Here is a 24,719-nt window from a genome sequence, read left to right as displayed (position 1 = left end):
AGCGCCAGCCGATTCAGGTTGATCCGTCGGTCCATTTCGCGAGGGCATGTAGATCCTCGGCCGAGATGGGACGGCCTGCGAACTGGATCGTCTCGACGCGGCCCTCTCGCAGATCGCCTGCGATCGCAAGCATCGCATTGCGCAAGCACGGATATTCCATCTCATAGGTCGCCATCAATTCGCCGCCGCGCTTCACGTCCTGGCGGATCTGGACCGTCAGCGGGCCGCCGCCGTAGCGGCTTTCGAGAGCGTCAATCGCGTCGGACATGGCAGATCGTCCCTGTTAGATGCCTCAGGAAGTTTCGGCGCTGGTCAGTCGACGTGCCATTGGCAGATCTTGTAGTCGCGCGGCCTCTGGCGCATGTCGAGATGCAGATGGTCCTTGTGCGAGTCATCCGAGCCCGGGCCGAGGACCGTCCTGAAGCGCGCACAGGAGCTGGTCTTGAGTGCCTCCCGCAGGGTACGCGTCGCGGCGTCCGTGCCTACCAGGGTGAGGGTTCGGCCATCTGCAAGACGCAGGGCGCCAAGATCGAGCGCATTCCCGGTCGCATGCTCGCTGATCTGAGCGCCGGGCACGCCGTTGCGCGGTCGGCAGGCGTGGCCCCCAACGCCGATAAGCCTGGAAAGCGTGCCGTTCTCGCGGGAGATGATGCCGGGCAGGTCGTCGCGAACCCAATCGAGGAGCTCGACCGCGAAGGCGCAAGTGACCGTGATGGCGCTGTCGAGCTCGACCTTCGCTCCCCCGGGCATGGAGATGGCGCGAAAGGTCACGGGGTCCGTGATTTCGCACGCGCCGTCGCCGCTCTCCGGGGCTACAGGCAAGGCGATGCCGCCGCGCTTGAAGAAGGTCGCAAAACAGGCCGGCGGGCCCATCGGTCCGTCTGGTGCGGTGGGGGCGGGGGGCGTCTTGGCGGGCTTTGCCTTGCTTGCCGTCAGGTCGGCAGGGCGTCGCGGGGGCAACGGGGTCATGATGAGCGGGGTTGCGACTTCATTGTCGGAACGGCCACGACCTCGTGACTGCGCATCGGCTGCAGCGCAGAGATGCAGCGCCAGAAGCGCCGCCGCGATCATCCAGCCAACCGATCTCTGCATGCCTTCAGTCCAGGAATCGCACAGCGACGCCCGGCTTCACCAGGTCGGCGAGTTCCTCGGCGTCCCAGTTCGTCAGGCGGATGCAGCCATGCGAACTGGTCTTGCTGACCTTCGCGGGTTCCGGCGTGCCGTGGATTCCGAAGGTGGGCTTCGACAGCGCGATCCAGACCGTCCCGACGGGACCGTTGGGTCCCGGGGGCAGGGTGAGCGTCTCGGTGTTCTTGCCCTGCTGGAAGTTCTTCTCGGGATCGTAGGTGTAGTTCGGATTCCTGGCGATGCGCTCGATTGCGTATTCGCCCGAGGGCGAGGGCGTGTCCTCGCTGCCGATGGTCGCCGGATAACTCGCAAGGAGCCGGTCGTCGGCGCCGAAGACCAGAACCATCCCTGTGCTCTTGATCGCATCGATGCGAAGGGCCGCGCCCTTCTCGGGCGAGCGAAGCCCCGATGCCACGGCGATGCGGGAGCCTGCCTCGGAAAACGACTGGCGGGGATTGAGCGCCGCGAGAAGCGTCTCGCTCATATGAAAACGCTCGCCCAGCATCTCCTGCGGGCTGGTATAAGACAGCCGCTTCATCTTGGCCTGCCTGGCGTAGTCGCGCGGAATCTCGTCGGCGAAGTCGTAGGCCGCGTCCTTCTCGGTCAGCGTGTACTCGGCGATCACGTCGTTGGCCGCATCGCCTCCAAGGCTGAGCCAGGCCAACTCGTCGACCTCCTCGCCATCGGGGAGCCTCGCCTGTCGCCGGAACTGCGCGACCGCCTTGCGAAAATTCTCGCCGTCGACACCGTCGATGACGCCGGGCGAGACGCTGCGCCGGCTGAGCAGGACCTGGGCCTTGACGATAAACGGGCTCGCTCCTGGCGCGACCGCGGCATTCCGTTCGGCGAAGGTGACGGCATTCACCTCGGCAGCCGTGAGCGACAGCGCAGGCGAAGCGAAGGCCGCCATGACCGCGACCATGATGGCCGCAGTTCTGGCGGTCCTGTTCGGATGGGCGGTTGTCATGGGGGCTCCGGCGACGAGGGGGTTCGCCGAAGCTATACGGACAGACGGGACGGATGTTCCGGATCCCACCAAACGAGCAGGCGCGCTCGTCGTCGCCTCAGCTCGTCGGCGCGACCAGCCGCCAGACCGCATTGCCGACATCGTCGGCTACCAGCAGTCCGGCGCGCTGGTCCACCAGCACGCCCACCGGGCGACCACGGGCCTCCCCCTTCTCGTTGAGGAAGCCGGTCAAAACGGGCTTGGGCATGCCGGCGGGCTTGCCATCGACGAAGGGGATGAAGATGACGCGATAGCCGACCGGCTGCTTGCGGTTCCAGGAGCCATGCTGGCCGATGAAGGCGCCGGCCTGGAAGGCCTGGCCCATGCCGCCCTTCTTGACGAAGGTCATGCCCAGCGACGCGCTGTGCGAGCCCAGTGCGTAGTCGGGCTTGATGGCCTTCGCGACGAGATCGGGCCTTGGTGGGTCGACCCGCTTGTCGACGGTCTGGCCAAAGTAGCTGTAGGGCCAGCCATAGAAGCCGCCGCGCTTCACGGAGGTCATGTAGTCAGGCACGAGGTCGTCGCCGATCTCGTCGCGTTCGTTGACCGCAACCCAAAGCTCCTTCGTGACGGGATTCCAATCGATGCCGACGGGGTTGCGAAGCCCTGTCGCGAAGACCTGCGTGGCACCCGTCGACGGATCGATTTCAAGCACGGCCGCCCGGCTGTCCTCCTCGGCCATACCATTCTCACCGACGTTCGAATTGGAGCCGACACCGACATAAAGCTTGGCGCCGTCCGGGCTCGCGACGAGACTCTTGGTCCAGTGGTGGTTGCGCCCGGCAGGAAGCGCTGCGACCTTCACCGGTGCAGCCGCGCTTTTCGTTTCACCCTCGACATAGGGCACGCGAACTACGGCATCGGCATTGGCGATGTAGAGCTGGTTGCCGATCAGGGCCATGCCGAACGGCGAAGTTAGGTTATCGAGGAAGACGCTTTTCACCTCCGCAACGCCGTCGCCATCTTTGTCACGCAAAAGCGTGATGCGGTTGGCGCTGGGTGTTCGCGAGCCGGCCTTTTTCATAAAGAGGCCCTGCACCCAGCCACGGATACCGCCGCTCGTTCCCTCCGGCTTGGGCGGAGCGTCGCTCTCGGCCACCAAGATGTCGCCATTGGGCAGCTCGTAGAGCCAGCGCGGATGCTGCAACCCAGTGGCGAAGGCGGTAACCTGCCCGCCACCGACTGCCGTTGGCTTTTCACCGTTCTTCCATCCGACCGCGTCGGCCACCTTGAGTGTCGGGAACCACGATGATTGCGGTTCTGGCAGAGTTGGGTTGGGACCGTACCCGGCTTCTTCCGGCAAGGCCGCCTGGTTGTTGCAAGATGCGAAGGCGAGAGCCGACGCTGCGACGCTGGCAAAAAAGAAGGCGCGACGGGCGGTTGCCATCTGGGGCTACTCCTGTTGCCGGGCTGACTGCCCACGGATCATGGAATCTCAACGTCAGCGGCGACCTTTTGTTCTCAGGGCTCGGGCGGCAGGTTCCGGCGGAACCTCAGAGCCGACTGCTCGTTGGCGAAAAGGGGGGCATGAGGTTGCAGCACATCGTCAGACAGAACGCCGGACGAAGCGACAGCCCTGGTGCAACCGCGATCCTGGTAAGCTCCGCCTTGGTCGCGGGAGCCGGCATCGTCACGATCTCTCTGGTCGAGATCGGCCCGCTGTCATTTCAGATGCTCCTGCATATCGCGGTGATGAACGTGCTGGCTCCACTGGTCGCGCTGGTACTGGCCGGACGGCTGGCACCGGCAGGACCGAATGGGATCTGGATCGCCGGCCTCCTCCAAATACTGTTGCTCTGGGCCTGGCACGCTCCGGCCCTACAGCAGGGGACCGCAAGTTCAGCCAGATGGCAGCTCGCCTTGTTCGTCCTGCTGGCGGTGTCGGCTGTCACCTTCTGGAGCGCCGTGATCGCCGCCTCATCTTCGGGATGGCGCGCACTGCCTGCCCTGATGCTGACCGGCAAGCTCGCCTGTCTGCTTGGGGCTCTGCTCATCTTCGCCCAGCGCGACCTATATGGCCTTCCCGGGCTTGCGCTGGCGCTATGCACGACGGGTCCCTCTACGCTGGCCGACCAGCAACTCGCCGGGTTGCTGATGATCACAGCCTGTCCATTGAGCTATCTGATCGCCAGCGTGATCCTGGCGGCGCAAATGCTCATTCGCCTCGAGATCGATCATGACCGCTCCCTGAACCAGGCCGATGGCGATGTCGCTGCTCGCTCGCGCTAGGTCGGCAAGCCTGTGGCTTTTCGCCAACTGGCGCCGTGTGATCGGCGTCTTGCTCGGACTCGTGAGCGCGGGCTTGGCCGGAGCGGCGCTTTTCGCATGGCTCGGCGTGTACAACGTTGCAGCCAGCACGGGGCATTTCCACATCGTCGATCTTATCCTGCGCTTTGGCATGGAGAACTCGGTCAAGGCCCGCGCTCCGGACACGACCCTGCCTTCTGCCGACGATGCCGATTTGATCCGCCTTGGCGCGGGCCATTTCCATTCCGGCTGCGCCTACTGCCACGGCGCTCCGGGCATCCCGATCACGCCGGTCTCTGCCAGCATGCTCCCGCCGCCCCCCGATCTAGCGGAGAAAGCCGGGCTTTGGAGAGACGGCGAGCTGTTCTGGATCGTCAGGCATGGCCTCAAATATGCCGGCATGCCGGGCTGGCCGGCCCTGGAGCGTCAGGACGAGATCTGGGCACTGGTTGCCTTCCTGCGGCGTCTGCCCTCGCTTGATCCAACAGAATATCGGGCGCTGGCGCTTGGCGAGGTGAAGATCGAGTCACGAGACGGACTGGCGATCGCAACTGGCCAGGTGCCCCTCGACGCAGTCGGAGCGTGCGCGCGCTGCCATGGTGCCGACGAAGCGCCGCCGAGCCGGCTGGTGCCGACGCTTCATGGCCAATCCAGGGATATGATCGTCGGCGCCTTGAAGAGTTATGCGGCAGGTGAGCGGCCCAGCGGCGTGATGCAGATGGCAGCGTCCGGCCTCTCGGAGCGCGCAATCCAGCAACTGGCCGCCTTTTACGCTACGCTCCCGCAACCCGCGTCTTCCCGGCCGGCAGGCGACCCTGGCGCGATCGAGCGTGGCGCGATACTGGCCCGCGAAGGCGTACCTTCGCGAGGCGTTCCGAGCTGCCTGGGGTGCCATGGACCACAGGCGCTGCCGATCTATCCGCGCCTGGCCGGGCAGAGTGCCCGCTATCTGTCCGGCCAATTGGGCATTTGGCGTGCCGCCCTGAATGATCGCAGCGAGACCGGCAGGATCATGGCGCCGATCGCCCGTCGTCTGACCCCCGAGGAGGCTACCGACGTCGCGGCCTTCTTCGCAAGCCTATCGCCGTCGCAAACTTTGTCCGGCGAGCCGAGCCCGTGACGCGTATCGCCCCGGCCTGGATCGTCGTCGGTGCCACGTCCCTTGGCGGTTGCGGCGATGTTCAGTCGGCCCTCGCGCCGGCGGGCGACGAGGCGAGCCGCGTCGCGCTGCTGACTTGGATCCTGTTTGCCGGTGCGGCCGTGATCCTGCTGATCGTAGGCGTCGCGCTGGTGCTAGCGATGATGGGATCGAAGCGATCGCGTCGCTTTCTGGCGTCCCGTCGGGCGATCAAGCTCGGCGGCATCGCCTTTCCCGTGGTAACGCTGACCATTCTGCTCGGCTACGGGGTCTGGCTGATGCGGGAGACGATCGCGACGGATCGTCCCGCCGCGCTCCGCATCGAGGTCACGGGCGAACAATGGTGGTGGCGCATCGCCTATGCCGGGGATCAGGGGCAACCGATCGCGGAGGCCAACGAACTGAGAATTCCCGTCGGGCGCGAGGTCGATGTCGTCCTGCGCTCCTCCGACGTCATTCACTCGTTCTGGATCCCAAGCCTGGGCGGCAAACTCGACATGATCCCGGGCCGTACCAATGTGCTCCGGATCAAGGCGGAACGCCCGGGAATCTACCGCGGCCAATGCGCCGAGTATTGCGGCGGCGCGCATGCGCTGATGGCGCTCGAACTGGTCGCGATGTCCGACGCGGAGTTCGAAAACTGGCTGAAGGCGGCCAAACGTCCCGCACCAGGCGGCACGCATGACGGGCCCGGTGCGGCGCTGTTTCATTCTGGCGGCTGTGGCGCGTGCCATGCCATCCGTGGAACGAAAGCTGCGGGCGTGATCGGTCCCGACCTGTCGCGCATTGGCACGCGCCGCTTCCTGGCAGCGGCGACAATTCCCAATACGCCGGAGAATCTGACCCGGCTCATCACGCACGGCCAGACGGTCAAACCCGGCAATGCTATGCCCGAGTTCCGCATCTTCAGCGAACAGGAACTGCGATCGCTGGCCACTTATCTGACGAGCCTCAAATGACGGCCGAGCGCATGGATCCAGAAGGCGCGAAGCGCGCCTTGCCCCACCCGGAGGCACGTCCGGCGGGCGAGCTCGCAGAACTCCAACGGGTCTGGGCGGGGCCGAAGAGCTGGCGCATCGTCAGCGACGTCAACAACACCGTCATCGGCTATTTCTACATCGCCACGGCCTTCCTGTTCTTCCTGGCGGCCGGCATCCTCGGGCTGCTGATCAGGCTGCAGCTGGCGTCTCCGGGCAACGACTTCCTTTCGCAGGAGACCTACAATCAGATCTTCACCATGCACGGCACGGTGATGATGTTCCTCTTCGCGGTGCCGGCCGTTGAGGCGGTCGGCGTGCTGTTGCTCCCGGCGATGCTGGGCGCGCGTGACATGCCGTTCCCGCGACTCGGCGCCTTCGCGTTCTGGGCCTATTTCGTCGGGGGCATCGTGTTTTTCTGCACGCTGTTCTTCGGCGTCGCGCCGTCTGGGGGCTGGTTCATGTACCCGCCCCTGACCGGCGCGCGCTTCTCGCCCGGTATCGGCGCCGACTGGTGGCTGCTCGGCATCGGCTTCATCGAGATCTCGGCGATCGCCGGCGCGATCGAGATCATCGTCGGCGTGCTGCGCACCCGTGCGCCCGGCATGACTTTGGCGCAGATGCCCATCTTCGCCTGGACCATGCTGATCTTTGCCGGAATGATCGTCTTCGCCTTTCCGGCCGTGATCCTGGCGACGATCCTGCTCGAGCTCGAGCGCGCCTTCGACTGGCCATTCTTCATCGCCGAGCGCGGCGGCGACCCGCTGCTCTGGCAGCACCTGTTCTGGTTCTTCGGCCATCCGGAGGTCTACATCATCTTCCTGCCGGCGGCCGGCATGGTCTCGATGATCGTACCCACCATGGCGGGAACACCGCTCGTCGGGTACCGGTTAATCGTGGTGGCGCTGATCGCGGTCGGCTTCTTCTCGTTCGGGCTGTGGGTCCACCACATGTTCACCACCGGCATCCCGGCCCGTTCGCTCGGCTTCTTCTCCGCCGCGAGCATGGCCGTGGCGATCCCCAGCGGCATCCAGATCTTCGCCTGGATCGCGACGATCGCGGCCGGTCGGCTCAAGATCACCGTCGCGGCGCTCTTCGTCATCGGCTTCCTGCTGATCTTCACGCTGGGAGGACTGACCGGCGTGATGGTCGCGATGGTGCCGTTCGATCGGCAGGCGCATGACAGCTACTTCGTCGTGGCGCACCTTCACTATGTGCTGTTCGGCGGGATGGTCTTCCCGCTGTTTGCGGCGGTCTACTACTGGACGCCGGCCTTCAGCACGCGGCCGCTGTCGGAGCGGCTCGGCAAATGGGCCTTCGGCCTGATTTTCGCCGGTTTCAACATTGCCTTCCTGCCGATGCACATCACCGGGCTGATCGGAATGCCGCGCCGGGTCTACACCTACCCGGCGGGCATGGGTTGGGGCGTGCTCAACCTGGCCTCGACCGCAGGGGCCTTCATCCTGGCGGCCGGCATTCTGGTCTTTCTGGTCGATGTTGCCCGCAACCTTCGGCTCACCGAGAGCAATCGCGCCGGCGATGTCTGGGGAGCCGGAACGCTCGAATGGTTGCCCAATCATAGCTTCGGTATTCGCAGCTCGCCGCGCGTCACCTCCCGCGAGCCGCTCTGGAAACAGCCGGGCCTCGCCCAGGAGGTCGAGGGCGGACGCTGGTACCTGCCCCGAACCGCGACGGGTGCCAGAGAAACGATCGTAACCTCACCCGTCGAGGCGGAGCCGCAATATCTGATGCGGCTGAGCGGTCCCGGCTGGGCGCATCTGGCGGCAGCGGTCTTCACCGCAGCCTTCTTCCTTTTGCTGACGGTCAAGGCTGTCATGCTGGCGGCGACCTGCGGCGCGCTCGCCATCGTCTCGATCATCGTCTGGATGTGGGACAGCGATCCCGCGCCGACCGAGCCCGTCGATATCGGCGGGGGCATCATGCTGCCGACCTATGCGTCCGGGACGCTCTCGCACAGCTGGTGGGCGATGGTGATCCTGATGCTGGTCGCCGCTGCGCTCTATCTCTCCTACCTCTTCGGCTACCTCTATCTCTGGACCGTCTCGCCGGCGACCTGGCCGAGAACCGCTGAGCTGCCATTACCCTCTTCGGCGCTTGGCTCAGTGGCTTTGCTCGGCACCAGCGGCATGCTGCTTTCAGGCGCTCATTGGCTCTTGGGCAGAGTGGGCGGGGCCAAGGTGGGGCTCTCAATTCTGATCGGGTTCGGCGTCCTTGCGCTGCTGTCGGGGCTGGCGCTCGATGGCCTGTCTCACTGGCGCGCTGGCCTGAGACCTCAGGCCAGCGGCTACGCGGCGATGGTCTATGCCAATCTGGCGTTGCAGTTGCAGATCGCGGCGGCCGTCCTCGTCATGGCCGGTTTCGCGATCGCTCGCATCCTCGCCGGCCGGTTGACGACGCGTCGGCGCGTCGTGTTCGACAACCTGTCGCTCTTCTGGGCCTATGCGATCGGGCAAAGCCTTTTCGGCTTGCTGCTGACGCATGGGTTCCCGCGCATGGTCGCATCATGACCAGCCCAACTGTCCCATTCACGCATGTCGCAGGCATGCTGCTGGGTCCTGTGATCTGGGCCGCACATTTCCTCATCGTCTACAGTCTGGAGTCGCTGCTGTGCCGGGCGGGCGCGGGACGTTGGCACGTTGTCGTCATCGCCGCAGTAACGGCCCTCGCAGTCGCCTCGCTTGCCGTCCATGGAAGGAGACAGCTCCAGCGCCTCCGGATGCTTGGCGTGAGCGGTTTCCTTGCACGAGCGGCGTTGACCCTGGATGCCCTGTCTCTTGTCGCGATCATGCTCGTCGCGGCAGTCGGTCTCGCCCTGCCTTCGTGCCGTTAGGAACCTCGTTGGGCCGTTCCGGTTTCATTCGCTCGGCTTGTCCCGCTTTGAGCGAACGATCGGATGATGCAAATGACAGAGTTGATTTTGCTTCGACCGGAAGCCCGCGGCTTCGTGCCCAACAACCCCGCCTTGCCCGTCATGATCTACCGAGGCGCTTTCGGCCAGCGCCCCCAAACTGGCTGCGGCGATGGAAGAGCGGTTCGATGCCAATGGCTGGCCATCGCAATGGCGCAATGGCATTTACGACTTCCACCACTATCACGCGACGGGGCATGAGGTTCTCGGGATCGCCGCCGGCAGCGTGGAACTCGTCATCGGAGGAGAAGGCGGCGAGGAGATCAGCGCGGCGGCCGGCGATGTCCTGCTCCTGCCCGTCGGCACTGGACATTGTCGATCCAGCGCAAGGCGCGACCTCTTGGTCGTGGGCGCATATCCTCCCGGCCAGAGCGGCGATATCATGCGCGATGCGCCCTCGGCGGCCTTACGCGCCGCAATGGCCAAACTGGCTTTTCCGCGCCTTGATCCGGTCCATGGCGAGGGTGGCCCTGTCTCGCAGCATTGGGCAACCCCTTTCACGGAAAGACCTTTGGCGCCGAAGGCTTGAGCTCGCGCTGAAGTCGGCGCTTCGTGTTGCCGCGTCGAACTCGGCGATAGGGTGAACCCGTGCCCTCCGCCCGCGTAGATCTGCTTCTCGGCGGCAACGCCCCGCACGCTGACCGTCGCCTCGATCTGATCCGCGTTCCTAACGGGGACGACACGATCAAAATCACCATGCAGGATCAGCGTCGGTGCTTGGAGGCGACCTCCGTCGATCGCCGACCACGGCCTTGATCCGTCGATTCCGCGCGGCAAGTGACAAGGCAAACGCACGGCTAAGGGAGATGCCGAGACTGCCCGGCAGTCCCGACACCGTCAGGTCATCGGGACGGATCAGTCCCGACACTAGCTCGGGACCGTAACATTGCTCACCCCTGTGAGCTTCGTCCCACGCGCGAAGCAACCAGGCTGGCGACATCGCGCGCCTCGGGTGTCCCATCCGGTGCATCGCTGATCACATTGGCGCGTATGGCCGCCGCATCATATTCAGCCATATCGAAACACTTCCTCATCGCTCGTGACCACGACGGCTGCCGACATCTCGGCAATGAAAGCGTGGGGATGAGTTCCGAGGCTTAAGATCGAAGGCCCAGGATATCGCGATGCAGCGTGTCGCAGGGGGCTGATGGTCTCAGCCTAACTCCCAACCGCGCGTGGCACGCATCGACTGACATTGATCACTTGAGCTGGCTGTCCTTGCTGCCACGACGATTGTACCCGCTCATGACGGGCTTTGTATCGTAGCCAGACTGGCAGGCAACGCAGGTACGCGCGCCCGGCATCGCCCTGCGTCGAGCCTCAGGGATTTCGTTGCCGCAATCCTGACAATGGATTTCGCCCGGTCCGTTCGGCAGGCGCGCCCTCGCCAAACGCACGGCATCAGTGATGCTGTCGTCGATCTGGTCCTGAACGGCTCCATCCGGAGCCCAACCGCTCGCCATGGTTCACCTCAGATTTCCGGCTAGCAATGAGATAGGCCTGGTTGGCGGCCGTTCAATCCATCTCTCCCATCGCTTCCGCTGATTTCTCGGATCAAACCCGAAGGAAACCGCGTTTCGATAGCGACAGATATCGAAAAGGAGATCCCGCGATGACCGATTATGCGAAGCCTCCCTTTCCGGAACAACAGCAATCCATGCCGGGCCAAACCGCTGCTATGGATCCTCGGCCTGATCACGGTGAAGAGAGCTATCGAGGATCCGGTCGCCTCCAGGGCAAACGTGCTCTGATCACCGGAGGCGACAGCGGGATCGGGCGCGCGGTGGCGATCGCTTTCGCCCGCGAGGGGGCCGACGTCCTGATCTCCTATCTCGACGAAGAGGAGGATGCGCGCGAGACGGCGGGTTGGGTTGAGAAGGCCGGGCGGAAGGCCGTTCTCGTACCGGGCGACATCCAGTCAGCCGAGCATTGCCGCAAGCTCGTCCAGCAGACCGTTTCGGATTTGGGAGGGATCGACATCCTCGTGAACAATGCCGCCCATCAGGCCACTTTCGAAGACATCGCAGATATCAGCGACGACGAATGGCAGCTGACCTTCGCGGTGAATGTCCACGCGATGTTCTATCTGACGAAGGCGGCGGTCGCACACATGCCGCCAGGCAGTGCCATCATCAACACGGCCTCGGTCAACTCGGACATGCCCAACCCGACACTCCTGGCCTACGCCACAACGAAGGGCGCGATCCAGAATTTCACCGGGGGATTGGCTCAGATGCTGGCTGAGAAAGGAATTCGTGCGAATGCCGTCGCACCAGGGCCGATCTGGACGCCGCTGATCCCCTCAACGATGCCGGCTGACACCGTCGCGAACTTCGGAAAGCAGGTGCCGATGAAACGACCCGGGCAGCCCGCGGAACTTGCCACGGCCTACGTCATGCTGGCGGACCCCATGTCGAGCTATGTCTCGGGGGCCACGATCGCCGTGACCGGCGGAAAGCCGATCTTGTAATGAGGGCGGACACGGCACCAAAACTCAAACTTCTCGCTTTGAACTGAACGTCAGGCTTGGAGAATCGTGAGTGACCGGCCGCTGACCAAAATCGACAACATATTCGCTGCCGATGACATCACGGCTCGGCGTGCTAGCGTCAATTGCTCGTAACTGGCTCGACCGCCTCCGATCACGAGCCGGTCCTGCCGATCTCCTCCCGGCGCGGCGCACGATGCGGGCTGAATCAAAGCGATCGCACAGCCAGGGCCGTTCTGGTCCTGGCTGTGCTTGGGCTTGCCGCTTTGCATCGACATATCGTTCGTGGCGGAAAAAGGTAACTGAGAAGCGGCGTTTTACCTCGCGCAACGGCATGGTCAGGCCAGCATGCGGACATTGGGCTCGCGAACCCACTGCCGCGTGCGTGCAGGAGCCAGAAATGCCTCGACCGATTTGCCGAGCGCGACGATGCCTTCGTCCGCCTGGACGCCGGCCTTGTCGAGCAATGGCTTGGCTTCAGAGCTGTGGCCGATCGCCTTGAGGTGACCGAAAGCATCCTTGGCGAAATCGATTGCTGCACCTTCCTTCATTAGCGTATGGCAGCCGGCCTCGGAGAGGATGATCGCGACCGCGTCGAAGATCACCGAGGGCGAACCAGCAAGCTGTCCGTCGACCTTCAGCATCTTGCCGTCCTTGAGCTTCACGCCACCGATCTTGGGCGCGACGATCTTGACCGTTCCGCCCTCACCTTCGACTGCCGATCTGACGGCTGCGACCATAGTCCCGTCCGAACCGTCCGAGACGAGGATGCCGACCGATCTACCCTTCAGCGTCTCGGGATACTTACCGACGATCCGGAGCGCGGGTGACGGTTCCATGTCGGCTGGTGCCACAGCGGGTTTGGACGCTTTCGGCAATGCCATGCCAAGGCCGGCGGCCACGCGCTGCGCCAGCATTTCGTCGACATTGACGAGGTTGGACATCACGCGGTTACGGACATGATCGAGCGCGACCTTGGACAGCTCGAAGACGAACGCGCTTGCCATATGGGCCTGCTCAATCTCGCTCTGAGAGCGGAAGAATAGGCGCGCGTGGCTGTAATGATCCGCAAAACTTTCCGCGCGCAGACGAACCTTGTGGTTCTCGACTGGTACCGCCGCCGTACGGAATCCACCGACGGGATCCTCGCGGGGGCCACCTTTCTCCCCTGCCTCGGACAAGCTGTTGGGCTCATAGTTCGCCCGGCCCGTGAAGACCTGCGTCTGCATGTGACCGTCGCGCTGTAGATTCTGGAAGGGGCAGCCCTTGGCCCTGTTGATCGGAATCTGGTGGAAGTTCACGGTTCCCAGGCGCGAGAGCTGCGTGTCCTGATAGGAGAACAGGCGCCCTTGCAGCAGAGGGTCTTCCGAGACATCGATGCCCGGCGGCATGTTGGTCGGCAAGAAGGCGGCCTGCTCTGTCTCGGCGAAGAAGTTGTCCGGGTTGCGGTTCAGCACCATCCGCCCGATGATGCGGATCGGCACAAGCTCCTCGGGGATCACCTTGGTCGCATCCAGGATGTCGAAGGGCAGCGCGTCGGCGTCGGCCTGGCTCAACAGCTGCACGCCGAATTCCCATTCCGGGAAATCGCCCTTGGCTATGGCTTCGTGCAGATCGCGGCGATGATAGTCCGGGTCGGCGCCGGCGATCTTCACCGCCTCGTCCCAACAGGTTGATTGCGTGCCGAGCTTGGGACGCCAATGAAACTTGACGAAGGTCGGCTCGTCCTTGTCGTTGAGCAGACGGAAGGTGTTAACGCCAAAACCCTCGATCATCCGCAGCGAGCGCGGGATGGTGCGATCGGACATCGCCCACATGATCATATGCGTGGATTCAGGCATCAGGCCGATGAAATCCCAGAAGGTGTCGTGGGCGCTGGCTGCCTGCGGATAGCCGCGATCGGCCTCCATCTTCACGGCATGGATCAGGTCGGGAAACTTGATCGCGTCCTGGATGAAGAAGACCGGGATGTTGTTGCCGACGAGATCCCAGTTGCCTTCATTGGTGTAGAACTTGACCGCGAAGCCCCGCACGTCGCGGGGCGTGTCGACCGAGCCCGCACCGCCGGCGACAGTCGAGAAGCGGGTGAAGACCTCGGTCTTAACGCCGACCTCGGTCAACACCCGGGCGCGGGTGAATTCGCTGAGCGACTCCGTCAACTCGAAAAAACCGTGGGCCGCCGAGCCACGCGCATGGACGATGCGCTCGGGGATGCGCTCATGATCGAAATGCTGGATCTTCTCGCGCAGCACGAAGTCCTCGAGCAGTGTCGGCCCGCGACCGCCTGCCTTCAGTGAATTCTGGTTGTCGCTAACGGGGACGCCGTGATTGGTCGTGATGCGGGCCTCCGGCGCCGATGCCGTCTGGTGCAGTTCGCCCCCATTGCCGGAGATGGCTCTCGTAGGGGTCGTGTCGTTGCGCGGGGAACGGGCCATGAATCTTGTCCTTCGTTCGGGTGCTGAGGCTGCTAGGCGAACGAAATGGAACGGCTCTAAGTTCCGGCAGGAGAGCACGGATTTCGAGTTCCGAGGGGAGATCGGAGCACACTTCGCCGACAGCCACCGATCATAGCTTTCAGGCCACACAACGATGCGGATTTTGCCGCGTTCGATCTGGACGGTAAGTCGTTACTCGCTCCGCTTGATCTCCAACGCCCAGTCGTCGCTTTTGGCGGCTTGGCTGCCGTGAGCACCCGACAAGGCTCGATCGGGTCGGGCATAGGAGCGACGGGTAGCTCACCTGCCGGCGGCTTGGGCGCCGCGTGACGACGGCGCTCTTCGCGACATCCCCGCCGACACCGGCGGGCATCATGCGCTTGGCCATGTCAAACTCCACGCCAAGCAGCAGAGCCAACGAGCTGTAATCCAACGGCGCCGATGCAATCCGATCCGCGCAGCGTGGCATCTTTAGTTGAGACGGGTCCCAAAACGTGCGCGGAAATCTTTCGCATCGTCCGGATCAAGGAAGCTGACCCGGACGCGTTCGTGCTCCGGCTCCATCAAGACGCGGGCCTGGTGGGGAATGCTGCGTTCAACAAGCCACAGGCCAATGTCGAACAAGCGCTCGTTAAGGGAACCTGGATCGAGCGGCAGATCAACTCGGTACGGCCCTTCGGCCCCTACACGGGTCGTCAATGCAACCGTCTGCTTTCGCATGCCGCCCTCCTTGCGGCTCGGCACTAGTTCGCATCGATTTATGTCTCGCTCCTGCTCTTATTCAAGACCGCCGCGCATTCTGCGTAGGGCGGGTTTTAGCCATGTGACGATTCGCGCGGGCGCGCCGTCGTTCCACCAGACGGGCCCACGCTCGCGTACGCTACCTTGACCACATCGACCCGAATGCGGGCGGCGCTCAGTTCGCCAAGAGCCTCGGTCTCGGGAGTTCCGGCGACCGCGCAGTCGTCGTTGGGACTAAGGCACGCTACTGCCGGCGGGCCAGCTTCGACGTGCCAGCGCGCATCACCGCGTGGATCTGCGATCCAACGGCATATTCATCCCGCGATGTCCCTGTCTCCGTTGGGTTCGCGCATCGGGCAGCCGTTTCGCTCGAAGCGGAAGCGGGCCGACATCGTATAGGCAGGCTTGCGAAGCCGCATGATCGAGCCGAGCGGCCGATGGGCCTTGAGGCCATGCCATGGGCTGAACGTCAAGCCGTCGTCGAACGCCTGCGATTTCGCCTCGCTCCACGCTTCCTGAGGCTTCACGTTCACGCGCGCCACGGCGACATAGGGGCTTTTATCCTCGGGCCATTGGACCGTCGCATCCTCGACCGGCATCGTCTTGAGGTCAGTGCAAAGCTGCGCGCGCAATTCCCAGACACCGCCATGGGCATGGAAGAAATCAACCGCCGCCTCTCGGAGTCCGTCCGGCTTGCCCGCGAGATCAACCTTGGCATTGGCCAACGCGATCAGCTCCGGCGAGACCGGGAATAGTCCGAACTTGGCGATGTAGTCGCCATAGAGCAGGGGCGCTTGCGTGAAATACGTCTCGCCGAGCGGGTTGGTTTCCGGGTGGCCACCCATCGCGATCAACGTTGCGCTGCGGCCTCCGAAGGCCTCAGCCATTTTCTCGACGCGCTGGAGGACAGAGGACAGCACCTTCTTGGCTCCTTCGGCCCTGTCGGTTGTCGCGGCGACAAGCTTCAGGCTCTTCAAGAATGCCTTGCCGGTCGGTGCCGCGAAGACCGGCCCGTTGCCCATCACGAAATCCTGCGTGGCATCGTTCTCGGATCCGTCGAGCCGTTCGCCCGGCACGCCGATGATCTTGAGGGCGAGTCCGCGCGGAACAGAGACATTGTCATCGAGCACGTCGCCGGGGATCGTCGAGACCCTCATCACCGCGGGATAGATCGCGGGTTGGGCGAACAGACCCTGAGCGAGCACCGGATGCAGACCGGCCATGACCTCGATCTCGCCCTTAAGCAGGGCATGGCTCTTGGCATGGACGCTGCGCAACGGAGGGCCACCATCTTTAAACGTCGTTTCGCTGATCGAGCGAAGCGTGGCGACGAGGGCATCTGCCGTGGCGGCCTCATCGGCTTCGGGCTGCTCGACACCAGGATGGTACCGGATTGGTGCGATCGAAGGGTTGAGGCGGGTCACGTCTGATCTCCATCGCGGGCGTCTTCAGCTCGCCCCTCTGGCCAACACAACCACTGCGGAACTGTTCCAATCCGAACCTGCGGAACATGCGGGGACTGACCCTGTTGTGAGGGCATCCGGCCGCGGATCCGTTGGCACTTGCCGCCTCCTGATCGCGCCAATTTCGCCGCAGATCGCAGGAGAGACGCCCTTGCCCGTTCATGCCATTGTCGGGACGCAGACCGTGCCAATCGAGATCACCTTGAACGGTGATAAGCGGACGCTGGAGGTGTCGCCGGCCACGACCCTGCTGGACCTCCTGCGCCACGATCTTCTCCTCACCGGCACGAAGAAGGGTTGCGACCACGGCCAGTGCGGCGCCTGTACGGTGATCATTGACGGGCAGCGGATCAACAGCTGCCTGCAGCTTGCGGTGATGCAGGACGGCAAGGCGATCACCACCATCGAGGGGCTGTCGCAGGGCGGCGCGCTGCATCCGCTCCAAGCCGCCTTCATCGAACGCGACGCCTTCCAGTGCGGCTATTGCACGCCGGGCCAGATCTGCTCCGGCGTGGCGCTGATCGAGGAAGGGCACGCGACGACTCGCGAGGAGATCCGCGAGCATATGAGCGGTAACATCTGCCGTTGCGGCGCCTACCCCAACATCGTCGATGCGATCGAAGACGTGCTCGTGCAGCGCGGCCAGTTGATGAAGGAGGCCGCGGAATGAACCGCTTTTCCTACTACCGGGCCAGCACCGTGGACGACGCCGTCAAGGCGCTCTGCGCTGAGCCTACTGCGCGCGTCATTGCAGGCGGCACCAATCTCGTCGACCTGATGAAGTACAACGTCGAGGCCCCCGCGACACTGGTCGACGTCACGCGCATCGACGCGCTGAAAGGCATCAGCGAGACAACCGACGGATCCTTGCGCATCGGCGCACTCGTGCTCAACACGACCGTCGCCTCCGATCAGCGCGTCAATGACCGGTTTCCCCTCCTTGCGAGCGCGATTCTAGCGGGTGCGACGCCGCAGCTACGCAATGCCGCGACGACGGGTGGCAACCTGAACCAGCGTACCCGCTGCTATTACTTCACCGATGTGGCAACGCCCTGCAACAAGCGCGAGCCGGGATCAGGCTGCTCCGCGATCGGCGGTCTCAACCGCATCCATGCCATTCTGGGCGCCAGCGAGCACTGCATCGCCACGCACCCCTCCGACATGTGCGTCGCGCTGGCGGCACTTCAGGCCGAGGTGCACGTCGCGGGGCCCGGAAGCGAGCGCGTCATACCCTTCGCACAGTATCATCGGCTTCCGGGTGACGAGCCGCAGCGGGACAATACTCTGCAGCCTGGGGAGATCGTCGTGGCGGTCGTGCTGCCGCGGGCCAGCTGCAACTATGCCGGCCACTACAGCTATCTGAAGCTGCGCGATCGGCTGTCCTATGCCTTTGCTCTTGTTTCGGTCGCCGCTGCGCTCGAGGTGGAGGACGCCGTGATCAAGTCGGCGCGGATCGCCCTCGGCGGCGTCGCGCACAAGCCCTGGCGCCGCGACGACGTCGAAGCGTCGCTTGCCGGAAAGGCCGCGGACGAGACGGTGTTCGCCGGTGCAGCCGACCTCCTCCTCGCCGGCGCGCAAGGCTACGAGCACAACGCCTTCAAGATCGATCTGGCACGGCCTGCCATCATTCGCGCCCTGACGCAGGCGGCAGCCGGAACGCCGCAATCGCAGACCGACAAGCGTATCGCCTGAAAGGCTTGAGACCATGTTGAAGAACGACACCCATATCGGCTCGCCCCGCAGCCGCGTTGATGGTCCCGCCAAGGTCACCGGCAAGGCAACCTATGCCGCCGAGTTCACGGCCGCCGATCTCGCGCACGCTTACATCGTCGACAGCGGCATCGCGCGCGGCCGGATCACCGGCATCGATACGGCAAGCGCCGAGTCGGTGCCGGGCGTCATCAAAATCTTCACCCACGAGAACAGGCCGAAGACGGCTTGGTTCTCCTACAAATACCAGGACATGGTCGGGCCGCCCGGTTCGCCATTCCGGCCACTCTACAGCGACGAGGTGCAGTTTAGCGGCCAGCCGATCGCCTTGGTCGTGGCGGAGAGCTTCGACGTCGCGCGCCATGCGGCTTCGTTGCTGCGCGTGACCTATGACGAGCAGCCGCACGAGACCGATCTTAGCCGGGCCCGTCGCGACAGCTACGAGCCGCCCAAGAAGCGCAGCGGCATCGCCCCCCCGCCCAAGCCACGTGGCGACGCGATCAAGGCGTTCGGCGAAGCGCCCGTGCGCGTCGGGGGCGAATACACGATCGCGACCGAGCACCACAATCCGATGGAGCCGCACGCCACGACCGTAATCTGGGACGGCGACGGAAGGATCACCGTGCACGACAAGACGCAAGGCGTGCAGAACAGCCAGGCCTATGTCGCAAGCGTCTTCGGCCTCTCGAGTGACGATGTCAGAGTCGTGGCCCCCTTTGTTGGCGGCGGCTTCGGCGCGGGCCTTCGCCCGCAACATCAGCTCTTCCTGGCAGTGATGGCCTCGCTCGCGCTCGAACGTTCGGTCCGGCTGGAGATGACGCGCCAGCAAATGTTCTCCCACGTGCACCGTCCCGAGACGATCAACGTGCTCTCGCTGGGGGCAGGAGAGGACGGCAGGCTGCACTCGATCCAGCATCAGGCCGTCGCTGCGACATCGCGGTTCGAGGATCATCAGGAGGTCGTCGTCAACTGGTCGGGGTTGCTCTACCCCGCGCCCAATGTCGATCTCCGCTATGAGCTTGCAAAGCTCGACATCTATTCGCCCGGCGACATGCGCGCGCCAGGCGCGCCGCTCGGCATGTTCGCGCTGGAAAGCGCGATGGACGAGCTCGCCGTCGCGACCGGAGTCGATCCGGTGGAACTTCGGCTGCTCAATTATGCCGAACGCGACGAAAACGATGACGTTCCCTTCAGCTCGAAGGAACTGCGGGCCTGCTACCGGCAGGGCGCCGAGCGCTTCGGTTGGACCAAGCGCAACCCGGAACCGCGCTCGATGCGCGACGGCCGCGAACTGATCGGCTGGGGCATGGCCAGCGGCGTCTGGGAGGCCAACATGATGAAGACGTCGGCGCGGGCGGTGCTTAGCGCTGAGGGCAAGCTCGAAATCTCCTGCGCCACGTCTGATATCGGCACCGGAACCTACACCATCCTAACTCAGATCGCCGCCGATGCGCTCGGACTTGCGATGGAGGACGTTACTGTCGCGCTGGGGGATTCATCGTTGCCGGCCTCGCCCGTCCAGGGCGGATCCTGGACAGCGGCGTCCGCAGGCAGTGCGGTGATGGCGGCCTGTCAGACCCTAAGGGCAAACCTGCTCAAACAGGCGAGCAAAATCGACGGCTCGCCCCTTGCCGACGTCGGGATCGACGATGTCGCATTCACGGACGGTCGGATCGTCATGCGCGTCGATGCCAACAGGTCAGTTTCGCTGGCTGATGCCATCGCTTCGGGCGGAAACACTCAGGTCGAAGCCGAGGAATCGGCCGGGCCCGGCCTGATAGGTATGATGTTGCCGAAGAGCCACTCGACCTACACCCATGCCGCGGTGTTCGCGGAGGTGCGCATTGACCAGGATCTGGGCGTGTTGCGCGTGACCCGGATCGTCAACGCTGTCGCGGCCGGCCGCATCCTCAACCCCAAGACGGCTCGCAGCCAGATCATCGGCGGCGTCGTTTGGGGGATGGGCATGGCGCTCCACGAAGAAACGCTGACCGACCATGCGCTCGGCCGGATCATGAACCACTCCCTGGCCGAGTATCACGTCCCCGCCAATGCCGATGTCCACGAGGTCGAGGTGAACTTCGTCGAAGAGCATGACGACAAGGCGAGCCCGATCGGCGTCAAAGGCCTCGGCGAGATCGGTATCGTCGGGACAGCCGCCGCCATTGCCAACGCGGTGCATCACGCCACCGGCAAACGCATCCGAAGCCTGCCGATCACGATCGACAAAATCGTTGCGCGTTAACCGCCCACTCTGGTTTGATCCTCGGAGTGCCTGCCGTGAAATCGAGTTTCGGGCTCGCTTGGGGCCAACCCTGTCTCGATCCCGCTCATTGTCAGCGCCTCACGCTCCGGTTTGCCGGTGGGGGGCATTGACCGGCTTGGACTCGGGCGAGCCCTTCTGACGCAGGAAGATCGACAGGACGACGAGCACCGCCGTAGAGAGGAACTCGGACTGCCAGTTTTGGAAGGACTCGAACCAGAACTGTGCGCCGATCAGGTAATCGAAGCCAGATGTCGTGGGTTTGCCATGAAGGACCGCGTCCGCGTTCGCGGCGTGCAGGCTCCCCCACCAGTGCAAGCAAAACGAGATGATGAAGAGAGCAAGCAAAGACAGGCCCAAGGACCGCCCGTACAGCCACCCCAACCATCCACCTCGCTTTGCTGGCCATGGACTGCGGGGGGCGGGTGCGCTTTCCTCCGCTTTTTCGTCGGGGTCTTTGGACTCCGCCGAGCCGCGCTGAACCAGCACCGCAGTCAGCATCACATAGGACGCCATCTGGAGGAACTCGCTCTCCCAATTCTCGAAGAGGGCTGACACGAAGGCGCCACTGGTGAGGTAACCGCCCAGGGACAACCCCTCCATTCCATGAGCAATGCGCAATTCGTTGAACGCGCTTACACCTGTTCCAGCCATACCGATCAAACTTACGAGAAACATCAAAGCAAGGACGATCGTCAGACCGTTTTCCCGTGCGATTGCTCTACAGCCTTGATTGAACATAGCCGCCACCCTCCGGCAGCGTGAACCCGCAGCGATCAACACGGTTCCGCCGATTCCAACGGGGGCGACAGCTCCGGAGGAGGCTATCTCCACCACACGCTGCATGAGATCCATCCGGCATCCGGCCGATTCATCAACGACCGATGCCATTGTGAGAATGCGCTTGCGCGCGTGGCGAAAGTGTACGGGCAGTGAACTGCAGAGTGTGTGTCGCTCAATCCTTCTTGAGCTTCCCAAGATTGCCCGGCAATCCTGAGATCGAAAGGTCGTCGGGACGCGTCAACCCCGTGACCTCTTCAGGACCGTTGGCGTGCTCAGCCTCATGTGCCTCATCCCAAGCTCGGATGGCCCCGACGAGCCTGGCAAGCTCCTCGGCCTGCGGGGTCCCTTCAGTCGCATCACTGATGGCGTTGGCGCGGGTCGTCGCCGCGTCGTATTCTGCTCTGCTGGTAATCTGCATCGAAACACTCCTTGCATGCGCAATCGATGAGATCTGCGCCGCGAGAGCAACGATAGGCGCGGCGACGCGGTTCCACCCCACGGGATGCACGGTTGCGCTCTCGCTCTGGGTACCTCAGTTGGATGTCACCCTATCAGCGTGTCGGGCCGGCCCAACGCGAAGCGCTTTGGGAAAGCGACCAGCAGCCCCGCGGCTAGATCTGAGAACGCAGTAGGCTCGCCATCCAATCTGACAGTCGCTCCCCCATGGAGCGCTGCTGCCACTTGTCGATCGTGTAGCGGGTCGACCGTTTCAAGTCGGCCTGGAAGATCTTGATCTGCTCACGCGCGAACCGCGGTTGATAGAAATTGATATTGGCTTCGTCGTTCAATCGCAGGGCGCGCTCGTCAATGTTCGTGGATCCCACCGAGGTCCAGACCTCATCCACGACGACGAGTTTGCAGTGATACATCGTCGGATCGAATTCATGGATCCTGATGCCAGCTTCGAGCAATTCTCCCCAGAAGTGCCGCGACGCCTTCTGAACGAGGCGTGCATCGGTTTTCTGGCCGGGCACAATGATCTCGATATCGACGCCTCGTTTTCGTGCATCCAGCAGTTGCCGCCGGGTGATGGAATCGGGAACGAAGTACGGTGTGGCAATGCGAATGTTTTTCTCCGCGGCGGCGAGGGCTGTCATCAGCATGAGGTGCATCACGTTGCGCTGATGGGTCGAACTGACGACGATCTGGGCATCCTGTTCGCCCTCGGGTTCGATCGCCGGGAAGAACCGGTCTCCCATCAGCAGTTCGCCGGTGGCCTCGATCCAGTGCTCGGCGAAGGCGGCCTGGAGTTCGGAGACGGCAGGGCCTTCGAGCCGATAGTGATTGTCGCGCCACTCGGCAGCCGTCCTGGCATCGCCATTCCATTCGTCGCCGATTCCGACGCCACCGGTGAAGCCGATGCGACCATCGACGATCAGGAGCTTCCGATGTGTGCGGTTGTTGACCCGATCGACCGTGCTCCATTTCACGGGTCTAAATCTCACCACCTCCACGCCCGCCGATCGCATGCGCTCGATCAACGTCTCCTCCATCGGGATGCTTCCCACCCAGTCGAGCAAGACCTTTACGCTGACGCCTTCGCGCGCCTTTTGCGATAGGACGTCCGCGAACTGATCAGCGATCGCGCCACGCCAGTAGATGTAGGTCTCGAACGTGATCGTGTTGCTGGCACCGCGGATCGCCTGCAGCATCGATGGGAAGATCTGGTTCCCGTTTGTCAGCGTCTCGACCTTGTTACCCGGGATGGCATGGGAGCCGAACAGGGCTCCCATCGAGATTCTGAACTGCTCGTCGGAGGAAGCCAGATGGTGCGGCAGCGGCTGCTGCAGATCCCGCCGCTCCGGCATCAAGTTGGCGACGATCAGCCAAGCGGCAACGCCAGCCGCCGCTGACAGGATGGCTATGACAAGCGGATGCCTCGCGATTTTCATGATGGCCCCCGCCAGCGACTTGCGATGAGAACACCCCCGCCTTGGCAAGGTTCCCCGTGCATGCCGAGCGTGGGCTGGCGAGGTGCCGAAGGAAGCCGCCGGGCCGAAGACCCTAAGATGTGGGGAAGGGCCGACTGAGATGAGGCGAACGCCGCAAGCCAAACCGCCAGGGCCGGTCGCGCGCCTTGCTGATCCCGATCCGCGTCCCCTGGACGAAATCCGGGAGTTCGCTCCGATCTCCCCAGCAGAAGGGGGAGCGCCTCATGTCGAGGCCATTGTGGCTCATGTCGATGCCCAGTGCCTGCGCGAGACGTCCCGGGCCAGCGCAGAGCAGTCCCTTACCGCGCCTGAGGGCCATCACATCGAGCCCCTCCAGCGGAGCTAGCGCTCTCAGCAGGACCGCGCCCCCATCGGCCGCGACGATGTTGAGACACCAGTGCAGACCGTATGAGCGATAGACGTAGGCATGACCTGGTGGGCCGAACATCGCAGCATTGCGGATCGTTGGACCCCGGAAGCTGTGCGAGGCGGGATCATCGCGCATATACGCTTCCGTCTCGACGATCATGCCGCCCACCCCATCGACGAAAAGCGATGCTCCGATCAGCCCTAAGGCGAGAGCGGGTGCATCGGTATCGAATACGACAGCGGGGGATTGCGGCGTCAGTCCCAGCGCTCTGAGATGATCTGGCCTCATGGTCGCCACCGCTCGATCACTTCCGCGACGGTCGTGACCTCCACCTGCTCGCTGAAGCGCTCGCGATAAAGCGTCAGGAGCGCATGGTGCTGCCGATCGGCGGAGCTGCACAAGGCGTCGCTCACGACAATGACACGATAGCCTCGGTCGATGCCTCCCAGCACCGTTGCCAACACGCAAACGTCGGTCTCGCCTCCGGTGACGATCAGCGTGTCGATTCCGGTACCGCCCAGGAGCTGATCCATCCCGCCTTCCGTCCAGGGCGAATAAACGTGCTTATCCAGCACCCGGGCTGGAGGGACCAACTCAGACAGTGCGGGATGCAGCTCGACCAGTGCAGCGCCTTCCCGCTCCAGTGTGACCTGGGACCACTTCTCGTAATATTTGCGCCACACGCCGGGGCCGCCTCCCGCCTTCCGCGCCGGGATGAAGCGCGTGAAAAGCGTGCGGGCCGGATGCCGACGGGCGATGTCCGTCACGGCCGGCAAAACGTCCATCGTCCAGGGAACGTGCCAAGGCGATCCGGGCGCGAAGAGCTTTTGCATGTCCACGCAGACATGCAGCGCGTGATGATCTAGGTCTTCTCTCAGGCCAGAGCCCAAAGGAGCAGCCTCCAGGTGTGCAGCCGGCTTGTGCGACCGCAACGAATCTTGCGAGCCTCGCCAAATGACACCAGGGATCCACGCGGGCTGGCAGGATCCGATCGCGGTCAGACCGGCAACGGGTGTGGGAAGCGTTCGTTCCTTGGTTAGGGCGATTGCAGGCATGATGACAGGCGCCTGCCTGCCGCCTTAGAGCGCGCTAGCCGCGAGCTTCTCTGAG

At 63.8% G+C, this 24,719-nt stretch carries 23 protein-coding genes and 1 pseudogene; 10 read left to right on the top strand and 14 right to left on the bottom strand.

From position 1 onward, the window contains the following. Positions 1 to 13: 13 nt before the first annotated feature. From C8D03_RS05335 to C8D03_RS05320, 4 genes are all read right to left on the bottom strand, one after another. Positions 14 to 268, bottom strand: coding sequence for a hypothetical protein (locus tag C8D03_RS05335; protein WP_108045329.1), 255 nt, complete (start codon positions 266 to 268; stop codon positions 14 to 16). Positions 269 to 312: 44 nt separating this feature from the next. After that, positions 313 to 1,071, bottom strand: coding sequence for an extensin-like domain-containing protein (locus C8D03_RS05330; protein ID WP_181300692.1), 759 nt, complete (start codon positions 1,069 to 1,071; stop codon positions 313 to 315). A gap of 25 nt (positions 1,072 to 1,096) precedes the next feature. Next, a complete protein-coding gene (locus C8D03_RS05325) occupies positions 1,097 to 2,095 on the bottom strand; it encodes a L,D-transpeptidase family protein (protein WP_248308359.1) in 999 nt (332 codons plus the stop codon). Between the two features lie 97 nt (positions 2,096 to 2,192). Beyond that, entirely contained in the window at positions 2,193 to 3,521 is a 1,329-nt protein-coding gene (locus tag C8D03_RS05320) for a PQQ-dependent sugar dehydrogenase (protein WP_108045326.1), read from the bottom strand. A gap of 146 nt (positions 3,522 to 3,667) precedes the next feature. Here C8D03_RS05320 and C8D03_RS05315 point away from each other — a divergent pair, with 146 nt between their 5' ends. From C8D03_RS05315 to C8D03_RS05290, 6 genes are all read left to right on the top strand, one after another. Then, positions 3,668 to 4,363, top strand: a complete 696-nt coding sequence (locus tag C8D03_RS05315; protein ID WP_181300691.1) for a cytochrome c oxidase assembly protein — start codon at positions 3,668 to 3,670, stop codon at positions 4,361 to 4,363. Continuing rightward, the gene (locus tag C8D03_RS05310) at positions 4,335 to 5,501 is read left to right on the top strand and encodes a c-type cytochrome (RefSeq protein ID WP_108045324.1); all 1,167 of its coding nucleotides are present in this window, start codon (positions 4,335 to 4,337) and stop codon (positions 5,499 to 5,501) included. Before C8D03_RS05315 ends, C8D03_RS05310 begins: the two co-directional genes overlap by 29 nt. Further along, on the top strand, positions 5,498 to 6,478 hold the full coding sequence (coxB, locus tag C8D03_RS05305; protein ID WP_248308358.1) for a cytochrome c oxidase subunit II: 981 nt from the start codon (positions 5,498 to 5,500) through the stop codon (positions 6,476 to 6,478). The genes C8D03_RS05310 and coxB overlap by 4 nt, the downstream gene beginning before the upstream one ends. After that, positions 6,475 to 9,024: a cytochrome c oxidase subunit I gene (gene ctaD, locus C8D03_RS05300; protein WP_108045323.1), complete on the top strand. Its 2,550-nt coding sequence runs from the start codon at positions 6,475 to 6,477 to the stop codon at positions 9,022 to 9,024. The genes coxB and ctaD overlap by 4 nt, the downstream gene beginning before the upstream one ends. Next, on the top strand, positions 9,021 to 9,347 hold the full coding sequence (locus C8D03_RS05295; protein WP_146170094.1) for a hypothetical protein: 327 nt from the start codon (positions 9,021 to 9,023) through the stop codon (positions 9,345 to 9,347). The genes ctaD and C8D03_RS05295 overlap by 4 nt, the downstream gene beginning before the upstream one ends. Before the next feature lie 190 nt (positions 9,348 to 9,537). Next, complete coding sequence (locus C8D03_RS05290) at positions 9,538 to 9,954, top strand: cupin (RefSeq protein WP_248308357.1); 417 nt, start codon at positions 9,538 to 9,540, stop codon at positions 9,952 to 9,954. A 32-nt stretch (positions 9,955 to 9,986) separates the two neighbouring features. Here C8D03_RS05290 and C8D03_RS27105 read toward each other — a convergent pair. Both C8D03_RS27105 and C8D03_RS05280 read right to left on the bottom strand, forming a co-directional pair. Further along, positions 9,987 to 10,220, bottom strand: a pseudogene (locus tag C8D03_RS27105) (alpha/beta hydrolase family protein); the annotation flags it as partial. A 404-nt stretch (positions 10,221 to 10,624) separates the two neighbouring features. After that, on the bottom strand, positions 10,625 to 10,888 hold the full coding sequence (locus C8D03_RS05280; protein ID WP_108045321.1) for a DksA/TraR family C4-type zinc finger protein: 264 nt from the start codon (positions 10,886 to 10,888) through the stop codon (positions 10,625 to 10,627). 149 nt (positions 10,889 to 11,037) lie between these two features. Here C8D03_RS05280 and C8D03_RS05275 point away from each other — a divergent pair, with 149 nt between their 5' ends. Next, positions 11,038 to 11,895, top strand: a complete 858-nt coding sequence (locus tag C8D03_RS05275; protein ID WP_108045320.1) for an SDR family oxidoreductase — start codon at positions 11,038 to 11,040, stop codon at positions 11,893 to 11,895. A 356-nt stretch (positions 11,896 to 12,251) separates the two neighbouring features. Here C8D03_RS05275 and C8D03_RS05270 read toward each other — a convergent pair whose 3' ends face one another. The 3 genes from C8D03_RS05270 to C8D03_RS05265 form a co-directional block, all read right to left on the bottom strand. Continuing rightward, positions 12,252 to 14,348 (bottom strand): catalase, encoded by a 2,097-nt coding sequence (locus tag C8D03_RS05270; RefSeq protein WP_108045319.1) that lies wholly within the window; start codon positions 14,346 to 14,348, stop codon positions 12,252 to 12,254. 471 nt (positions 14,349 to 14,819) lie between these two features. Next, complete coding sequence (locus C8D03_RS26035) at positions 14,820 to 15,068, bottom strand: hypothetical protein (RefSeq protein ID WP_146170093.1); 249 nt, start codon at positions 15,066 to 15,068, stop codon at positions 14,820 to 14,822. Positions 15,069 to 15,403: 335 nt separating this feature from the next. Next, on the bottom strand, positions 15,404 to 16,366 hold the full coding sequence (locus C8D03_RS05265) for a catalase family protein (protein ID WP_248308356.1): 963 nt from the start codon (positions 16,364 to 16,366) through the stop codon (positions 15,404 to 15,406). Positions 16,367 to 16,703: 337 nt separating this feature from the next. Here C8D03_RS05265 and C8D03_RS05260 point away from each other — a divergent pair, with 337 nt between their 5' ends. The 3 genes from C8D03_RS05260 to C8D03_RS05250 are packed head-to-tail and all read left to right on the top strand — an operon-like array spanning position 16,704 to position 20,507. Beyond that, the gene (locus C8D03_RS05260) at positions 16,704 to 17,222 is read left to right on the top strand and encodes a (2Fe-2S)-binding protein (protein ID WP_248308355.1); all 519 of its coding nucleotides are present in this window, start codon (positions 16,704 to 16,706) and stop codon (positions 17,220 to 17,222) included. Further along, entirely contained in the window at positions 17,219 to 18,244 is a 1,026-nt protein-coding gene (locus C8D03_RS05255) for an FAD binding domain-containing protein (protein ID WP_108045317.1), read from the top strand. The genes C8D03_RS05260 and C8D03_RS05255 overlap by 4 nt, the downstream gene beginning before the upstream one ends. A gap of 13 nt (positions 18,245 to 18,257) precedes the next feature. After that, entirely contained in the window at positions 18,258 to 20,507 is a 2,250-nt protein-coding gene (locus tag C8D03_RS05250) for a xanthine dehydrogenase family protein molybdopterin-binding subunit (protein WP_108045316.1), read from the top strand. Positions 20,508 to 20,606: 99 nt separating this feature from the next. On the opposite strand, the gene C8D03_RS05245 is transcribed toward C8D03_RS05250, so the two are convergent. The 5 genes from C8D03_RS05245 to C8D03_RS05225 form a co-directional block, all read right to left on the bottom strand. After that, positions 20,607 to 21,266: a DUF6766 family protein gene (locus C8D03_RS05245; RefSeq protein ID WP_108051229.1), complete on the bottom strand. Its 660-nt coding sequence runs from the start codon at positions 21,264 to 21,266 to the stop codon at positions 20,607 to 20,609. A gap of 214 nt (positions 21,267 to 21,480) precedes the next feature. Further along, positions 21,481 to 21,726, bottom strand: coding sequence for a hypothetical protein (locus C8D03_RS05240; protein WP_108045315.1), 246 nt, complete (start codon positions 21,724 to 21,726; stop codon positions 21,481 to 21,483). A 193-nt stretch (positions 21,727 to 21,919) separates the two neighbouring features. Continuing rightward, a complete protein-coding gene (cls, locus tag C8D03_RS05235) occupies positions 21,920 to 23,200 on the bottom strand; it encodes a cardiolipin synthase (protein WP_108045314.1) in 1,281 nt (426 codons plus the stop codon). A 112-nt stretch (positions 23,201 to 23,312) separates the two neighbouring features. Continuing rightward, complete coding sequence (locus C8D03_RS05230) at positions 23,313 to 23,897, bottom strand: DNA-3-methyladenine glycosylase (RefSeq protein ID WP_108045313.1); 585 nt, start codon at positions 23,895 to 23,897, stop codon at positions 23,313 to 23,315. Then, the gene (locus C8D03_RS05225; protein WP_108045312.1) at positions 23,894 to 24,664 is read right to left on the bottom strand and encodes a cysteine hydrolase family protein; all 771 of its coding nucleotides are present in this window, start codon (positions 24,662 to 24,664) and stop codon (positions 23,894 to 23,896) included. The genes C8D03_RS05230 and C8D03_RS05225 overlap by 4 nt, the downstream gene beginning before the upstream one ends. Positions 24,665 to 24,719 lie beyond the last annotated feature (55 nt).

It is taken from the genome of Bosea sp. 124 (assembly GCF_003046175.1).
Taxonomy (GTDB): Bacteria; Pseudomonadota; Alphaproteobacteria; order Rhizobiales; family Beijerinckiaceae; genus Allobosea.
Note: the sequence above shows the minus strand (reverse complement) of the source record. Positions and strands in the feature narration are given on the sequence as shown.

Coding starts and splice junctions, on each gene's coding strand:
- C8D03_RS05240 (WP_108045315.1), bottom strand. CDS start 21,726: ATGCAGATTACCAGCAGAGCAGAATACGACGCGGCGACGACCCGCGCC.
- C8D03_RS05245 (WP_108051229.1), bottom strand. CDS start 21,266: ATGTTCAATCAAGGCTGTAGAGCAATCGCACGGGAAAACGGTCTGACG.
- C8D03_RS05250 (WP_108045316.1), top strand. CDS start 18,258: ATGTTGAAGAACGACACCCATATCGGCTCGCCCCGCAGCCGCGTTGAT.
- C8D03_RS05280 (WP_108045321.1), bottom strand. CDS start 10,888: ATGGCGAGCGGTTGGGCTCCGGATGGAGCCGTTCAGGACCAGATCGAC.
- C8D03_RS05275 (WP_108045320.1), top strand. CDS start 11,038: ATGACCGATTATGCGAAGCCTCCCTTTCCGGAACAACAGCAATCCATG.
- C8D03_RS05330 (WP_181300692.1), bottom strand. CDS start 1,071: ATGATCGCGGCGGCGCTTCTGGCGCTGCATCTCTGCGCTGCAGCCGAT.
- C8D03_RS05270 (WP_108045319.1), bottom strand. CDS start 14,348: ATGGCCCGTTCCCCGCGCAACGACACGACCCCTACGAGAGCCATCTCC.
- C8D03_RS05310 (WP_108045324.1), top strand. CDS start 4,335: ATGGCGATGTCGCTGCTCGCTCGCGCTAGGTCGGCAAGCCTGTGGCTT.
- C8D03_RS05290 (WP_248308357.1), top strand. CDS start 9,538: ATGGAAGAGCGGTTCGATGCCAATGGCTGGCCATCGCAATGGCGCAAT.
- C8D03_RS26035 (WP_146170093.1), bottom strand. CDS start 15,068: ATGCGAAAGCAGACGGTTGCATTGACGACCCGTGTAGGGGCCGAAGGG.
- C8D03_RS05335 (WP_108045329.1), bottom strand. CDS start 268: ATGTCCGACGCGATTGACGCTCTCGAAAGCCGCTACGGCGGCGGCCCG.
- C8D03_RS05225 (WP_108045312.1), bottom strand. CDS start 24,664: ATGCCTGCAATCGCCCTAACCAAGGAACGAACGCTTCCCACACCCGTT.
- C8D03_RS05295 (WP_146170094.1), top strand. CDS start 9,021: ATGACCAGCCCAACTGTCCCATTCACGCATGTCGCAGGCATGCTGCTG.
- C8D03_RS05255 (WP_108045317.1), top strand. CDS start 17,219: ATGAACCGCTTTTCCTACTACCGGGCCAGCACCGTGGACGACGCCGTC.
- C8D03_RS05325 (WP_248308359.1), bottom strand. CDS start 2,095: ATGACAACCGCCCATCCGAACAGGACCGCCAGAACTGCGGCCATCATG.
- ctaD (WP_108045323.1), top strand. CDS start 6,475: ATGACGGCCGAGCGCATGGATCCAGAAGGCGCGAAGCGCGCCTTGCCC.
- cls (WP_108045314.1), bottom strand. CDS start 23,200: ATGAAAATCGCGAGGCATCCGCTTGTCATAGCCATCCTGTCAGCGGCG.
- C8D03_RS05230 (WP_108045313.1), bottom strand. CDS start 23,897: ATGAGGCCAGATCATCTCAGAGCGCTGGGACTGACGCCGCAATCCCCC.
- C8D03_RS05320 (WP_108045326.1), bottom strand. CDS start 3,521: ATGGCAACCGCCCGTCGCGCCTTCTTTTTTGCCAGCGTCGCAGCGTCG.